The sequence below is a fragment of the Aeromonas salmonicida subsp. salmonicida genome, from assembly GCF_001643305.1.
In the GTDB taxonomy this organism is placed as follows: domain Bacteria; phylum Pseudomonadota; class Gammaproteobacteria; order Enterobacterales; family Aeromonadaceae; genus Aeromonas; species Aeromonas salmonicida.
On the sequence record NZ_LSGW01000118.1, the window covers coordinates 66,400 to 80,824 of the forward strand.

Consider the following 14,425-nt stretch of genomic DNA (forward strand, 5'->3'; position numbering starts at 1 on the left):
CCATTGAATAAGCTGAAACTGATTTTTGCCGGTACTCCCGACTTCGCCGCCCGTCACCTGGCGGCGTTGTTGTCTTCCGACCACGAGGTCGTTGCCGTTTATACCCAGCCGGACAAGCCTGCTGGCCGTGGTCAGAAGCTCACCGCCAGCCCGGTCAAGGAACTGGCTCTGACCCACAATCTGCCGGTTTACCAACCAGCTTCCCTGCGCAAAGAAGAGGCGCAAGCCGAACTGGCTTCTCTGGGCGCCGACTTGATGGTGGTAGTGGCCTACGGCTTGATCCTGCCCAAGGTGGTGCTCGATACCCCGCGTCTGGGCTGTATCAACGTGCATGGATCTTTGCTGCCGCGCTGGCGCGGTGCAGCCCCGATCCAGCGCTCCATCTGGGCGGGTGATACCGAAACCGGCGTGACCATCATGCAGATGGATGTGGGGCTGGATACTGGCGCCATGATCAGAAAAGTGACCTGTCCCATCGCCGCCAACGAAACCTCCACCAGCCTGTATGACAAGCTGGCCGAGCTGGGCCCGCAGGCACTGGTCGACACCATCAATGCCATGGCCGCCGGTGAAACCGCAGCCGAGGAGCAAGACGATGCGCTGGCCAACTATGCCGAGAAGCTCTCCAAAGAGGAGGCTCGCATCGACTGGTCGATGGAAGCCGTCGCCATAGATCGCTGCATCCGCGCCTTCAATCCCTGGCCCATCAGCTGGTTTGAGGTGGCGGGACAGACTATCAAGGTGTGGCAGGCCGAGGTCATCAACAGCGACCATGGCCAACCTACCGGCACCCTGCTCAAGGCCGACAAGCAGGGGATCGACATCGCTACTGGCCTGGGTGTCCTGCGCCTGCTGACCCTGCAACCACCCGGCAAGAAGGCCATGTCCGTTTCGGATCTGCTCAACTCTCGCCGCGACTGGTTTGAACCCGGCACGCAATTGAATTGAAACAAGCGGGGCCCAGGCCCCGACTTGCGCATCTAAGGTAACACTATGAAAACACGTGCACAGGCCGCTCTCGTTATTCAACAGGTGCTGGATCAGGGCCAATCCCTCTCCGCTGTTCTGCCTGCTGCCCAGGAGAAGGTTGCGCCCCGCGATCGCGCCCTCCTGCAAGAACTCTGCTATGGCACCCTGCGCTGGCTGCCCCGCCTCGACGCTGCGGTGGGCGAGATGATGGACAAGCCGCTCAAGAACAAGAGCCGCATCTTCCACTATCTGATCCTGGTCGGCCTCTATCAGCTCATCTACACCCGCATTCCGGCCCACGCTGCCGTGGCCGAGACAGTCAACGCCGTCAAGCTGCTCAAGGGTACCTCCTTGCGCGGCCTCATCAACGGTGTGCTGCGCAACTTCCAGCGCAGCGCCGAAGTCATATTGCTGCGCATCGACCGAGTCCCCAGTATTCGCCTCGGTCACCCGGAGTGGCTCACCAAGCGCCTGCGTCAGGCCTATCCCGAAGATTGGGAATTCATCATGGAGGCCAACAATCAGCGCCCCCCCATGTGGATCCGCAACAATAGCCAGCGCCAGGGCCGCGAGCAGATGCTGGCTCGCATGGCCGAGGTCGGCATCAATGCGGTTGCCGGTCAGGAGGGCGAAGATTGCATTCTGCTGGAACGTCCCTGCGACGTGACCAAGCTGCCCGGTTTCGAGACAGGTGACTGCTCGGTGCAAGACGGTGCTGCCCAACAGGCCGCCCGACTGCTCGATCCGCAGCCGGGTGAGTGGGTGCTGGATGCCTGTGCCGCTCCCGGTGGCAAGACGGCCCACCTGCTTGAGCGTCAACCCGCGCTGGCTGGCGTAGTGGCCGTGGATGCCGACGAGAACCGCCTCAAGCGGGTGCAGGAAAACCTGGATCGTATCGGCCTCCAGGCCCGGGTGATCCATGGCGATGCCAGCACCCCTGAGCTGTGGTGGCCACAAGGCCAGTTCGACCGCATCCTGCTGGACGCCCCCTGCTCCGCCACCGGTGTCATCCGTCGTCACCCCGACATCAAGTGGTTGCGCCGGGATCAGGACATCCGCGAGCTGGCCGAGTTGCAGCGCCGTATTCTGATCGCCCTCTGGTCGAAACTGAAAAGCGGCGGTACTCTGCTCTACGCTACCTGCTCAGTGCTGCCGGAAGAGAACCGCGAACAGATCCGCGCCTTCCTGGCCACTACGCCGGATGCAACCCTGGTGCCGCTGCACGCGCAGGACACACCAGATTGTCCGGGCCGCCAGTTCCTGCCAGGCGAAGCCGAGATGGATGGCTTCTACTACGCCAAGCTGATCAAGCGATAGGCAGAGCAGTGACCATGATCATGAGGGGTGCTGGCTGACAGCCCCCATTACTGCGCAACATCGAGCACGTTTTCCCTATGAAAATCACCATGTTGATGACTGATCCCTGCCATATTGTCAGCGGTAACAACCCATCCTCGTCCCAAGAGGGGTCCCAATGAAGATCATCATTCTGGGCGCAGGCCAGGTCGGTGGCACCCTGGCCGAAAACCTGGCCGGAGAGAACAACGACATCACCATAGTCGATACCGACAGCGACCGTCTGCGGGAGCTGCAGGACAAGTTCGACCTGCGGGTGGTGAATGGTCACGGCGCCCACCCCAGGGTACTGCGCGAGGCGGGTGCACAGGATGCGGACATGCTGGTGGCGGTCACCAACAGCGACGAAACCAACATGATCGCCTGCCAGGTGGCCTACTCCCTGTTCAATACCCCGAACAAGGTGGCGCGCATTCGCTCCCCGGCTTATCTGACCGAGCGGGACCGGCTGTTTTTACCGGAATCCGTGCCGGTGGATCACCTGATAGCGCCAGAACAGCTGGTCACCGACTATGTTCGCCGACTGATCGAATATCCCGGCGCCTTGCAAGTGGTGGACTTTGCCGGTGGCAAGGTGGGTCTGGTGGCAGTCAAGGCCTACTATGGTGGCCCCCTGGTGGGCAATGCTCTCTCCACTCTGCGGGATCACATGCCCAACATAGAGACCCGGGTAGCGGCCATCTTCCGCCAGGGCCGCTCCATCCGTCCGCAAGGCACCACCATCATAGAAGCGGATGACGAAGTGTTCTTCGTCGCTGCCGCCGGTCATATTCGGGCCGTCATGTCGGAGCTCCAGCGGCTCGAGAGCCCTTATCGCCGCATCATGATAGTCGGGGGTGGCAACATAGGGGCCGGTCTCGCCCGTCAGCTGGAGAAGCGCTACAGCGTCAAGCTCATAGAGCGTAACCAGAAACGGGCCGAGCAACTCTCGGAACAGTTGGAGAACACCATCGTCTTCTGTGGTGATGCAGCGGATCAGGAGTTGCTGGCCGAGGAGCACATCGATCAGATCGATGTCTTCATCGCGGTCACCAACGAGGATGAGGCCAACATAATGTCGGCCCTGCTCGCCAAGAAGATGGGTGCCAAGAAGACAATGGTGCTTATCCAGCGCAGCGCCTACGTGGATCTGGTGCAGGGCGGCTCCATCGACATCGCCATCTCGCCACAGCAGGCCACCATTTCGGCCCTGCTGACCCACGTGCGCCGGGCCGATATTGCCAACGTCTACAGCCTGCGCCGCGGGGCGGCCGAAGCCATCGAGGCCATAGCCCACGGTGACGAGAACACCTCCAAGGTGGTGGGCAAGACGGTGGGCGAGCTCAAGCTGCCGCCCGGCACCACCATAGGCGCCGTTGTCCGCGGTGATGAGGTGCTGATCGCCCACGATCGCACCCAGATCCAGCAGGATGACCATGTGGTGATGTTCCTGGTGGACAAGAAGTACATACCGGAAGTGGAACGGCTATTCCAGCCAAGTCCCTTCTTCCTGTAATCTGCCATGCATCCAGCCAGCACAACCCAGACCCGGCACTGCCTCCCAATGGAAGTATCCGGGTCTCTTGTCACTCAACGACCAGGTTATCCTGCATGATCAAGCTGCGTCCTATCATCTTCACTCTGGGGCTGGTGCTCTCCAAGCTGGCCCTGTTTATGTGGTTGCCCACCCTGCTTGCCCTGTTCACCGGCTCGGAGGGATTTGTCGAGTTCCTCAAATCCGTGCTGATCACCCATGGTGCTGCTTTGCTCTGCCTCCACTACGGCCGCAAGGCGGCGTTTCACCTCGGCGTGCGTGAGATGTTCCTGCTCACCACCTCTGTCTGGGTCGTGGCCTGCATCTTCGGGGCGTTGCCTTTCGTCTTCATCACCCACATCGGCTTTGCCGATGCCTATTTCGAGACAATGTCAGGGGTCACCACCACGGGATCCACAGTGCTCTCGGGGCTGGACGGCATGGCACACAGCATACTGCTGTGGCGTTCTACCCTGCAGTGGCTGGGGGGCGTGGGCTTTATCGTGATGGCGGTGGCGGTACTGCCCTACCTCAACGTAGGCGGCATGAAATTGTTCCAGACCGAGAGCTCGGATTGGTCTGACAAGAGTGCCCCCCGCGCCAAGACGGTGGCCAACAACATAGTGGTGGTCTATCTGGTGCTCTCCATGTGTTGCTTCCTCGCCTACTGGGTGAGCGGCATGACGCTGTTCGAGGCGGTCAACCACGCCATGACCACGCTCAGTACCGGGGGGTATTCCACCTCGGACCAATCCATGTCCCACTTTTCCCATTCGGCGCACTGGATAGGTACCCTCTTCATGTTTCTCGGGGGGCTGCCCTTCCTGCTCTATGTGCAGAGCCTGAGTCGCCGTGACAACAGCTTGCTCAAGGATGCTCAGGTGCAGGGCTTCTTCTGGCTGGTAGTCTGGGTCACAGTCGTCGTCACATTTTATCTGTGGGTCAGAGATATCTACGGCTTTATGGATGCCCTGCGCATCAGCAGCTTCAATATCGTCTCCGTGCTCACCACTACGGGGTATGGCCTCGGCGACTTCGGCACCTGGGGACCCCTCACCAGCATCATCTTCATCATCTTGCTGGCACTGGGCGCCTGTTCCGGCTCCACTGCCGGCGGTCTCAAGATTTTCCGGGTGCAGGTAGCATTCGCCCTGTTCAAAAAGCAGATGCGCCAGCTGATGCATCCCTCAGCTGTCTTCCCGCAGAAGTACAACGGCCGCCCAGTCAGCGATGCCATCATTCGATCCATGATCTCCTTCGTGCTGGCCTACTTCGCCATCATATTGCTGATCGCCGCCCTGCTCGCCGCCATCGGCCTGGACCCCCTGACTGCCATCTCGGGTTCCATCACTGCGGTTGCAAACGTGGGCCCCGGCATGGGCCCCGTCATAGGACCCAGCACCAACTTCGCCACCCTGCCGGACTCTGCCAAGTGGATATTGTCGTTCGGCATGCTGCTGGGGCGCCTCGAGATCCTGACCGTGGCCGTGATCTTCTTCCCCTCGTTCTGGAAGCAGTAATTCCTGCCAGGATAGCGATAACACAGAAAACAGAAGGGCAGCCTTGCGGCTGCCCTTCTCCATCTCATATGCTGGCAAGGCTCGGCGCTATTCGGCCGGGTCTTCCCGTTCCAGCGCACGATTGACCAGCGTCTCGGGCAGGGGCTTGGTCACCTCCACCCCCAGCTCGCGGAAACGCTCGACCTGGGCGATCAGGTTGCCACGGCCGTTGACCAGCCGCCCCATCGCCTTGTCATAGCTCTCCTGCGCCTTGTGAAGACTGCCCCCCATCTGCTGCATCTCTTCCACAAACAGCCGCAGCTTCTCGTAGAGGCGCCCGGCACGCTCGGCAATCTGGCGGGCATTCTGGTTCTGCCGTTCGTAGCGCCACAGGTTCTCTATGGTCCGCAGCGCCACCATCAGGTTGGTGGGACTTACCAGCAAGATGTTATTGTCGAGGCCGAAGCGTACCAGGGAAGGGTCCGCCTCCAGCGCGGTAAGGAAGGCGGGCTCCACCGCCACAAACATCAACACGTAGTCGAGGGTACGCACCCCGGGCAGCTGCTGGTAATCCTTGCGGCCCAGCTCGCGGATATGGTTGCGCACCGAGGCGACGTGCTCCTTGAGCGCTACCGCTTTTTCCAGCGCGTCATCGGTGTTGTACCAGCGCTCGTAGGCGGTCAGCGACACCTTGGCGTCTATGATGATGTCTTTCTCTTGCGGCAGATGGACGATCACGTCGGGCTGATAGCGCTTGCCCTTGTCCAGCTCGATATTGACCTGGGTGTGGTACTCGTGGCCCTCACGCAGACCGCATTCACTGAGGATGCGGGCCAGCACTACCTCCCCCCAGTTACCCTGCTGCTTGCTGTCCCCCTTGAGGGCGCGGGTCAGGGCTGCCGCCTCTTCGGTCATGCGGGCATTGAGCTCGGCCAGACGCTCCAGTTCGAACTTGAGGCTGTGGCGCTGGGCCGTCTCCTGGGCGTGGGTTTCTCCCACCTGGCGACGGAAGCCTTCCAGCTGCTCTTTCAGCGGTGTCAGCAGCAGATCCAGACTGTTCTGGTTCAGGTCGCGAAAGTTACCCGAATTCTGCTCGAAAATACGATTGGCGAGGTTTTCAAACTGCTGGCTGAGACGCTGTTCCCCATCCCGCTGCAGTTGCAGCTTCTCGGCGGCGGCCAGTCGCTCGCTGCGCAGGGTGGCTTCGGCATCCTTGAGGCGGGCAGTGAGCTTGATGAGCAGGGTCTGCTGCTGATCAAGCTTCTGCTGACCCTGCATCCGCTCATCCTGCAATTCGTCGAAGCGATCCTGCAGCGCCTGATGGCGCTCCTGGGTCAGCAGCAACTCCTGCTCCTGGGCGCTGGCAAAGCGGCGCCCTGCCAACCAGCCGACACAGAGGGCGAGCAGGGCTGCCAGCAGCGCCGGCCCCCAGGTCGCCAGCTCGATCATTTGCGGCTCCGCTGACGCAGGAAGAGCTCAAGGTAACGGTTGAGCAGCAGCCAGAGCAGCACGTAGAGGAGGTAGGCGGCCAGCACCACCCACTTGTGACTGTTAACCCCGGTATCGAGCTCGGCGAATTCGATACCCTTGATGCGACAGTAAGCCCACATCAGCAGAGGGAAGATATACAACAGAGAAGCACGCCACAAAAATAACCACATGAGTTCATTCAATCCCGCAAAAAGACCCGCCTAGCTTACACAAGGGCAACCCGGCTTGCGATCCTGACCGCCGCTATTCTCTGGCTTGCCAGCAGAAACTTGGATAAAATTAACCCCTAATAGGTATCGGGGGTGAGCATGACTCATTTTTTCTGTCGATGGCTGACGCACGCACTGGGGGGCACCCGCAAACCGGACGTGGTCTGTCACGAGGCTCGCCCGCCATGGGCCATCGAAGAGTCCCAGTACCTCTCCCTCTGCACCCGTTGCGGTGAGTGCTTCAAGGCCTGCCCCAACGGCCTGCTCAAACCGGCCAGTCAACCCGAATACGAAGGTACCGCCATCGCCGGCACCCCTGTGCTGGATCTCGCCTGCGGCCAGTGCAGCTATTGTGGCAGCTGTGCCAGAGCCTGCCCGACCGGCGCTCTCGATCTGCAATGGGGGCGCCAGGTGCAGACCCGGGTTCAGATTGAAGCGAGCTGTCAGGCACGACAGGGCTTCTACTGCCTGCTGTGTGAAGATGCCTGTCCCCAGCAGGCGATCAAGGCTACCAGCGATGGGGTGAGCGTCAACATGGCGGCGTGTGATGGCTGCGGTGCCTGCGGTCTCGCCTGCTTGCACGGCGCCATCACCCTGATCCCACAGCTTTGACCCCCAGAACCCCGTCTTCAGCACTGAAGCCATATTCCACTGCTACCAGACGCCAGAAAACACAAAGGGGCCCGTGGGCCCCTCATGGTCTGACGCTGGCTCTATGCCATGGCCAGAATGGAGTCGTGCTCAATGCCGAGCAGGTGACAGAGACGAGTGGGATCCCGCACCGCATCGGCCAATGTGTATTCCCCCAGCACCTCGAGGAAGGCGTTCATGGCGCGGCGCAGAATACCCTGAATGCGACAGCCACCGGAGAGGCGGCAGTTCTCGCGCTTGCAATCCACAGGGCAGAGCACGTGTTCCATGTCCATCACCACATCACGCAGGTTGATGGAGACGGCGGAGCGACCGAGGCGGATGCCGCCATGCTTGCCGCGTACCGTCTCTATGTACCCCTTGATCCCAAGCTGATGCACTATCTTGACCACGTGGTTGCGGGAGATGGCAAAGGTATCGGCCACCTCAGTGATGGTCGACAGGCGATCTCCCGGCTGAACCGCCAAAAAAGTCAGGGTACGCAGGGCATAGTCGGTAAATCGTGTCAGTTGCATGGTCGCACTTGCCTCTTACTACAAGCTGGAAATCAGGACGACAACCTAAAGCTAAGAGGCGGGACAGCTCTTGCGCCCGCGCAGAGTCCGCATCTTAATCCGAGTCGTGGAGTGACAAGGTTAAGAGCAGCTCAGGCGGGTGTCGATGAAGATGCACATAAATCGACACTTTCTTTGATTGATCGCAAACTTGCAGGCTGGCTCCCGGGTTTGAGGGGTTTTGGGCGGCTAACTTCGCCGCGCCATCCCCAAGGCCGGCGCGGATAGGCGTGCACCACACGACTCCTGCTGTGTGGATTCAATGGGGCTGCTTGAGCCAGTTTTTCAGCGCGGTGGAGGGAATTGAGCTCTCGGAGGCAACCGCGAAGGCGCCCCAGTCCACCGCGCACTGCAAGGCATCCTGGATCGCCATGCCTCGCGCCAGTCCGTGGATCAGGCCACCGGCGAACGCATCCCCCGCTCCCGTGGTATCCACCACTGACACGGGCCGCGCCGCGACCCGGATCTGCTCCTCACCATGGATGGCCACGGCCCCCGCCTTGCCTTCGGTCAGCACCAGCCACTCCAGCTGCTCCCCGGCCAGTTGACGCGCATGCAGCCAAGGGGCGCTCACCTCGCCGAGATCGGAGCGGGAGGCCACCAGCACGTGACAGGGACGGCGAGCCTGCCCGCCCTTGGGATACTGAGCCACCACGAAACTCTTGCCGAGCATCTGGCGCATATAGCCTGTGATGGCGGTGCCGGGATAATTCACGTAGAGACAGTCCACCCCCTCCACCGGCAAGTCGCCAGGCAGGTCGGGGCGACGCGGCCGCCTGAGGATGGTGCGCTCGCCGGTGGAATCCACCAGGATCAGCAGTTCCCCTGTTTCGCCCCCGAAGCGCTCCACATGAGAGCAGTCCAGCCCGTAACCCGCCGCCTGCTCCAGCAGCCAGTCGCCGGCCTCATCCAGCCCGATGCGGGAGGCGATGGTCACCTCGTGGCCTGCCCATACCAGCCCTATGCCGGTGTTGGCGGCACCGCCCCCCAGCCGGCGGCCCTGATCCACGTATTGCAGACGGGCACCGGCCACCAGGGGTTCGGAGAGGGAGAGCACATGATCACAGTTGAGATTGGCAAGCAGCAGAATGCGGGACATGGAGAAGCCTCACTGACAAGGGCCCCCAGTATATGAGAAAGGGCCCTGACGGCCCTCCCTGAAATCACGGGGTTTGTGAGCCCGCTCGACGTTTGCCGGCCAGCTTCACGCTGCAGTCAGCCCAGCACGGATTCGGCGCTGACATACTCATAGCCGAGCGCCTGGGCCACCGCCGCCTGGGTGACCTTGCCCTTGAACACGTTCAGGCCGGCCCGCAGGTGTTTGTCATCCTTGAGCGCCTGGGCGTAGCCCTTGTCTGCCAGCGCCAGCACGAACGGCAAGGTGGCATTGGTCAGCGCGAAGGTGGAGGTGCGTGCGACACCGCCCGGCATGTTGGCCACACAGTAGTGAATGATGCCATCCACCACATAGGTGGGCTCTTCATGGGTAGTGGGGTGGGAGGTTTCAAAGCAGCCGCCCTGATCGATGGCCACGTCCACCAGCACTGAGCCCTTGCGCATCAGCTTGAGCATGTCGCGGGTCAGCAGCCTGGGCGCCGCCGCTCCCGGGATCAGCACGGCGCCGATCACCAGATCCGCCTGGGCGATGCAGGCTTCGATATTGGTGCGGGTGGAGTAAAGCGTCTTGAGGGCCGGGCCATAGAGGCTGTCCAGCTCCCGCAGACGCGGCAGGGAACGGTCCAGAATGGTGACATCGGCCCCCAGACCCAGCGCCATGCGCGCCGAGTTGACGCCCACTACACCGCCCCCCAGCACCACTACCTTGGCAGGGGCCACCGCAGGCACACCACCTAGCAGGGTGCCATTGCCCCCCTGCGCCTTCTCCAGACTGTGTGCGCCGGCCTGGATCGCCATCCGCCCCGCCACCTCGGACATGGGCGCCAGCAGCGGCAGACCGCCACGCTCGTCGGTCACCGTCTCGTAGGCGATGGCCACCGCCCCCGAGTGGACCAGCAGCTGGGTCTGCACCGGATCCGGCGCCAGGTGCAGATAGGTAAAGAGCAGCTGACCGGGGCGCAGCAGTTCACACTCCTCCGGCTGGGGCTCCTTCACCTTCACTATCATCTCGGCCCGGGCGAATATCTCAGCCGCACTCGCCACCAGTTCAGCACCGGCAGCCTGGTACTCGGCATCGGACAGCCCGATCGCCTCGCCTCCCTGCTGTTGCACCAGTACCTTGTGTCCCCGGGCCGCCAGCTCCTGCACTCCGGCGGGAGTCATGCCGACCCGGTATTCATGGTTTTTGATTTCCTTGGGTACGCCAATAATCATGCTCGCTCTCCTGCTGTGATCCCGCCGGCCGCCCTTTCGCTACCGGGCAGGATGCCCAAAAATTGTAACAACCACTGCATCATGGTGGCCGAATCCACCTCCCCCTCCAGCGAGGAGAGGCTGCTCTGATAACGATCATCGGACAAGAAGTCCCGCCGCCGCTCGATCAGCGCCCGGTTGTACTCCACCGAAAACTCCGGATGCCCCTGAATGGCGACTATGTGGTCCCCCTGCAAGAACATGAAGTTGGGGCAAAAATCGTTGCCAGCCAGCCGGGTCGCACCGGGTGGCAACAGGGCCACCTGATCCTGATGGCTGGCCAGGATCCGGATCTGATCCAGCCCGGGCTGCATCCAGGATCCGGTCGCCAGCATGGGGTGAACCGAGACCCCCAGCCCCCACCCCTTGGTGGATTTCACCACCTCGCCCCCCAACGCCTGCGCAATCACCTGATGGCCGAAGCAGACCCCGGCCAGCTTGACATCGGCGTCGTGGGCCAGCCGGATCCAGGCGCGCAGTGCCTGGATCCAGGGCAGATCGCTGTAGGCATCGTGCCGCGAACCCGTGATGAGCCAGGCATCACACTCTTGCAGATCGTCCGGCAGCTCGCCATCGAGCGCCGACCAGATCCTGAACTCCAGCTCGGGGGCCAACGCCCGAAAGCCCTTGATAAACATCTCGGAGTAAACGGGGCCAAAATGATCCGCCAAATCGGGATCCAGCCGGTCACAATCGAGAATTCCCAGTCGCATCTGTTACTCCTTCAACAGGGATAGCGGGGCACTCCGGCAGCGTTTCACCACCGGGCCATGCCTGGACTAGCTGCTGCATGGTTGCTTACTTCATGGTCGGCATGGAGAACTCGGCACCGGCCCGCAGGCTCTGTGGCCAGCGCGCCGTTACCGTCTTCATCCGGGTATAGAAGCGCACCCCATCCGGCCCGTGCATGTTGAGCGGCCCGAAGATGGACCGTTTCCAACCCCCAAAGCTGTGAAACGCCATGGGCACGGGAATGGGGACGTTCACCCCTACCATACCGACCTGAACCCTGGCAGTGAAGTCCCGCGCAGTATCGCCGTCGCAAGTAAAGATGGCAGTGCCATTGCCATACTCGTGCTGGTTGATGAGCCCGAGCGCCGTCTCGTAATCCGGGGCCCGCACTATGGCGAGCACGGGGCCGAAAATCTCCTCTCGGTAGATGCGCATCTCGGGGGTTACCTCGTCAAACAAGCTGCCACCGATAAAGTAGCCTTCCCCGTGACTCACGCCGCGACCATCTACTCGCAGCAGGGCGCCCTCGGCCACCCCCTGATCCACATAACTCCGCACCTTGGCCAGATGCTCACGGCTGATGAGAGGCCCCATCTCGTTCTCCGGTACCTGACCCAGGCCAGGCCCGACCCGTAGCGTTTCCACCAGCGGCGCCAGCTTGGCAACCAGTGCATCGGCGGTCTCATCACCCACCACCACAGCGACCGAAATGGCCATACAGCGCTCGCCCGCCGCCCCATAAGCCGCCCCCATCAGGGCGGAGACCGCCTGATCGAGATCCGCATCCGGCATCACCAGCATGTGGTTCTTGGCGCCGCCCAACGCCTGCACCCGCTTGCCGTGGGCCGAGGCAGTGGCATAGATATATTCGGCGATGGGAGTGGAACCCACGAAAGAGACGGCGCCGACCCGCGGATCGGTCAGCAGCACATCCACCACCTCCTTGTCGCCGTTGACCACGTTGAGCACACCATCTGGCAAACCGGCCTGCTTGAGCAGCTCGGCCATGCGCAGGGAGAGGGATGGATCCTTCTCGGAGGGCTTGAGAATAAAGGTATTGCCGCAGGCGATGGCCACCGGGAACATCCAGAGCGGCACCATGGCCGGAAAGTTGAACGGCGTGATACCGGCGCACACCCCCACCGGCTGCATCATGGAATGGCTGTCTACCCCCCGACCCACATTGAGGGAGTGCTCCCCCTTGAGCAGATGAGGAATGCCGCAGGCAAACTCCACCACTTCCAGCCCCCGGGTCAGCTCACCCTGGGCATCGGAGAAAACCTTGCCATGCTCGCGGCTGATGAGCTCCGCAAGCTCATCCCTGTGACGCTCCATCAGCTCTTTGAAGCGAAACAGCACGCGCGCACGCACCAGCGGCGGTGTCTGGGACCAGTCGGTGAAAGCACGCTCCGCCACGGCGATGGCCTCGCCACATTCGGCGGCGGTGGCGAGTGCCACACTCCCCTGCTGCTGGCCGGTGGCCGGGTTGAAGATGGCACCAAACCGCTCGCTGTGACTCTGTTGCAGCTGGCCGTCGATAAAGTTGCTGACCCTGTATGTCATATATCCTCCATGATGAGTAATCCGCATTCCCCTGCGGGCCTACGGGCCGGGCACAGGGAGATGGCGCCCGACAAGCCGCGGGCGCCATGAAACAAGGTTAAAAAGGTCAGTCCTGGGTCTGCAACACATCCTGCAACAGGGTGAAGAGGTCGTCGATCTGACTGCGCTCGATAATGAGCGGCGGCGACAGGGCGATAATGTCCCCTGTCACGCGCACCAGGGCCCCCTTCTCGAAACAGCGTACGAACACCTCATAGGCACGCTTGCCAGGGGCATCGGGCATGGATTCCAGCTCGATACCCGCCACCAGACCGTAGTTGCGCACATCCTTCACATGCTTGCAGCCCTTGAGGGAGTGGGCCGCCTCTTCCCAGTAGCCCGCCAGATCGGCGGCGCGGGTAAGCAGGTTCTCGTTGCGATAGATGTCGAGGGTCGCCAGCGCGGCGGCGGCGGCCACCGGATGACCCGAGTAGGTGTAGCCATGGAACAGCTCGATGGCGCCCTTGCCGGCGGCCATCATGTCGTCATAGATGCCATTGCGCACCATCACGGCTCCCATGGGGATGGCGCCGTTGGTGAGCCCCTTGGCACAGGTGATCATGTCGGGAATGACATCGAACTCCTGTGCCGCGAAGGGGGAGCCGAGGCGACCGAAGCCGGTGATCACCTCATCGAAGATCAGCAGAATGCCCTGTTTGGTGCAGATCTCCCGCAACCGCTTGAGGTAGCCCTTGGGTGGCATGATGACACCGGTACTGCCGGCTATGGGTTCGACGATGACAGCCGCTATGTTGCTGGCATCGTGCAGGAAGACGATCTTCTCCAGCTCGTCGGCCAGGGTCACGTCTTCGTCGGGCAATCCCCTGGTGAAGGCATGCTTGGCAATATTGAGGGTGTGGGGCAGATGATCCACTCCGGTCAGCAGGGAGCCGAACCACTTGCGGTTGCCGGGGATCCCCCCCACAGAGATGCCGCCAAAACCGACCCCGTGATAGCCACGCTCGCGGCCAATCAGCCGGGTACGGGTGCCCTGCCCCCTCGCCCGCTGCCAGGCCAGCGCTATTTTCAGCGCCGTATCCACAGATTCAGAACCCGAGTTGGTATAGAAGACGTGGCCGAACCCTTGGGGGGCTATCTCCACCAGCTGGTTGGCCAGCTCGAACGGCAGGGGATGCCCCATCTGGAAGGTAGGAGCAAAATCGAGGTGGGAAATCTGCTGGGAAACCGCCTCGGCGATCTCGCGGCGACCATGGCCCGCGTTGCAACACCAGAGCCCGGCAGTGCCATCCAGTATCTTGCGGCCATCCTCTGAGTGATAATACATCCCCTCTGCCGACTTCAGGATGCGCGGCGCCGCCTTGAATTGCTGGTTGGCGGTGAACGGCATCCAGAAGGCGGACATGTCGGAGGGCGTATTGATGTCGCTGATCGGTTTCATGGTCACCTCATCCTTAAGGTGTTTAGTAACTATCGGCTTATGCCTATTAAATTAAACACCTGAATCCATAAAAAAGGGCT

General features: G+C 61.8%; 13 protein-coding genes. 5 read left to right on the plus strand and 8 right to left on the minus strand.

Going from position 1 to position 14,425, the window contains the following annotated elements:
* Nucleotides 1-3 precede the first annotated feature (3 nt).
* The 4 genes from fmt (at nt 4) to AXW79_RS21515 (ending at nt 5,358) form a co-directional block, all read left to right on the plus strand.
* Nucleotides 4-948, plus strand: coding sequence for a methionyl-tRNA formyltransferase (fmt, locus tag AXW79_RS21500; RefSeq protein WP_005319927.1), 945 nt, complete (start codon nt 4-6; stop codon nt 946-948).
* Between the two features lie 45 nt (nt 949-993).
* On the plus strand, nt 994-2,286 hold the full coding sequence (rsmB, locus tag AXW79_RS21505) for a 16S rRNA (cytosine(967)-C(5))-methyltransferase RsmB (protein WP_005319930.1): 1,293 nt from the start codon (nt 994-996) through the stop codon (nt 2,284-2,286).
* A gap of 157 nt (nt 2,287-2,443) precedes the next feature.
* Nucleotides 2,444-3,820: a Trk system potassium transporter TrkA gene (trkA, locus tag AXW79_RS21510; RefSeq protein WP_005319933.1), complete on the plus strand. Its 1,377-nt coding sequence runs from the start codon at nt 2,444-2,446 to the stop codon at nt 3,818-3,820.
* Between the two features lie 95 nt (nt 3,821-3,915).
* Nucleotides 3,916-5,358, plus strand: coding sequence for a TrkH family potassium uptake protein (locus tag AXW79_RS21515; RefSeq protein WP_005319936.1), 1,443 nt, complete (start codon nt 3,916-3,918; stop codon nt 5,356-5,358).
* Between the two features lie 87 nt (nt 5,359-5,445).
* Here the strand turns inward: AXW79_RS21515 and rmuC are convergent, their stop codons facing one another.
* Nucleotides 5,446-6,786 (minus strand): DNA recombination protein RmuC, encoded by a 1,341-nt coding sequence (gene rmuC / locus AXW79_RS21520; protein WP_005319939.1) that lies wholly within the window; start codon nt 6,784-6,786, stop codon nt 5,446-5,448.
* Entirely contained in the window at nt 6,783-6,998 is a 216-nt protein-coding gene (locus AXW79_RS21525) for a hypothetical protein (protein WP_005319942.1), read from the minus strand. Before AXW79_RS21525 ends, rmuC begins: the two co-directional genes overlap by 4 nt.
* A gap of 138 nt (nt 6,999-7,136) precedes the next feature.
* Here AXW79_RS21525 and AXW79_RS21530 point away from each other — a divergent pair, with 138 nt between their 5' ends.
* Nucleotides 7,137-7,649, plus strand: a complete 513-nt coding sequence (locus tag AXW79_RS21530; RefSeq protein WP_005319946.1) for a ferredoxin-type protein NapF — start codon at nt 7,137-7,139, stop codon at nt 7,647-7,649.
* A 101-nt stretch (nt 7,650-7,750) separates the two neighbouring features.
* Here the strand turns inward: AXW79_RS21530 and AXW79_RS21535 are convergent, their stop codons facing one another.
* The 6 genes from AXW79_RS21535 to AXW79_RS21560 form a co-directional block, all read right to left on the minus strand.
* Nucleotides 7,751-8,203 (minus strand): Rrf2 family transcriptional regulator, encoded by a 453-nt coding sequence (locus AXW79_RS21535; protein WP_005319948.1) that lies wholly within the window; start codon nt 8,201-8,203, stop codon nt 7,751-7,753.
* Nucleotides 8,204-8,501: 298 nt separating this feature from the next.
* Nucleotides 8,502-9,341, minus strand: coding sequence for a PfkB family carbohydrate kinase (locus AXW79_RS21540; RefSeq protein WP_005319951.1), 840 nt, complete (start codon nt 9,339-9,341; stop codon nt 8,502-8,504).
* A gap of 116 nt (nt 9,342-9,457) precedes the next feature.
* Entirely contained in the window at nt 9,458-10,573 is a 1,116-nt protein-coding gene (ald, locus tag AXW79_RS21545) for an alanine dehydrogenase (RefSeq protein ID WP_005319953.1), read from the minus strand.
* A complete protein-coding gene (locus tag AXW79_RS21550) occupies nt 10,570-11,325 on the minus strand; it encodes a glutamine amidotransferase-related protein (RefSeq protein WP_005319956.1) in 756 nt (251 codons plus the stop codon). Before AXW79_RS21550 ends, ald begins: the two co-directional genes overlap by 4 nt.
* A gap of 85 nt (nt 11,326-11,410) precedes the next feature.
* The gene (locus AXW79_RS21555) at nt 11,411-12,907 is read right to left on the minus strand and encodes a CoA-acylating methylmalonate-semialdehyde dehydrogenase (protein WP_005319959.1); all 1,497 of its coding nucleotides are present in this window, start codon (nt 12,905-12,907) and stop codon (nt 11,411-11,413) included.
* 106 nt (nt 12,908-13,013) lie between these two features.
* Entirely contained in the window at nt 13,014-14,345 is a 1,332-nt protein-coding gene (locus AXW79_RS21560; protein WP_005319962.1) for an aspartate aminotransferase family protein, read from the minus strand.
* Nucleotides 14,346-14,425 lie beyond the last annotated feature (80 nt).

Bases quoted from the DNA above. Each gene is read 5' to 3' on its own strand.
- rsmB (WP_005319930.1), top strand. From the start codon at position 994: ATGAAAACACGTGCACAGGCCGCTCTCGTTATTCAACAGGTGCTGGAT.
- ald (WP_005319953.1), bottom strand. From the start codon at position 10,573: ATGATTATTGGCGTACCCAAGGAAATCAAAAACCATGAATACCGGGTC.
- rmuC (WP_005319939.1), bottom strand. From the start codon at position 6,786: ATGATCGAGCTGGCGACCTGGGGGCCGGCGCTGCTGGCAGCCCTGCTC.
- AXW79_RS21560 (WP_005319962.1), bottom strand. From the start codon at position 14,345: ATGAAACCGATCAGCGACATCAATACGCCCTCCGACATGTCCGCCTTC.
- trkA (WP_005319933.1), top strand. From the start codon at position 2,444: ATGAAGATCATCATTCTGGGCGCAGGCCAGGTCGGTGGCACCCTGGCC.
- AXW79_RS21540 (WP_005319951.1), bottom strand. From the start codon at position 9,341: ATGTCCCGCATTCTGCTGCTTGCCAATCTCAACTGTGATCATGTGCTC.
- AXW79_RS21525 (WP_005319942.1), bottom strand. From the start codon at position 6,998: ATGTGGTTATTTTTGTGGCGTGCTTCTCTGTTGTATATCTTCCCTCTG.
- AXW79_RS21515 (WP_005319936.1), top strand. From the start codon at position 3,916: ATGATCAAGCTGCGTCCTATCATCTTCACTCTGGGGCTGGTGCTCTCC.
- AXW79_RS21535 (WP_005319948.1), bottom strand. From the start codon at position 8,203: ATGCAACTGACACGATTTACCGACTATGCCCTGCGTACCCTGACTTTT.
- AXW79_RS21550 (WP_005319956.1), bottom strand. From the start codon at position 11,325: ATGCGACTGGGAATTCTCGATTGTGACCGGCTGGATCCCGATTTGGCG.
- AXW79_RS21530 (WP_005319946.1), top strand. From the start codon at position 7,137: ATGACTCATTTTTTCTGTCGATGGCTGACGCACGCACTGGGGGGCACC.
- AXW79_RS21555 (WP_005319959.1), bottom strand. From the start codon at position 12,907: ATGACATACAGGGTCAGCAACTTTATCGACGGCCAGCTGCAACAGAGT.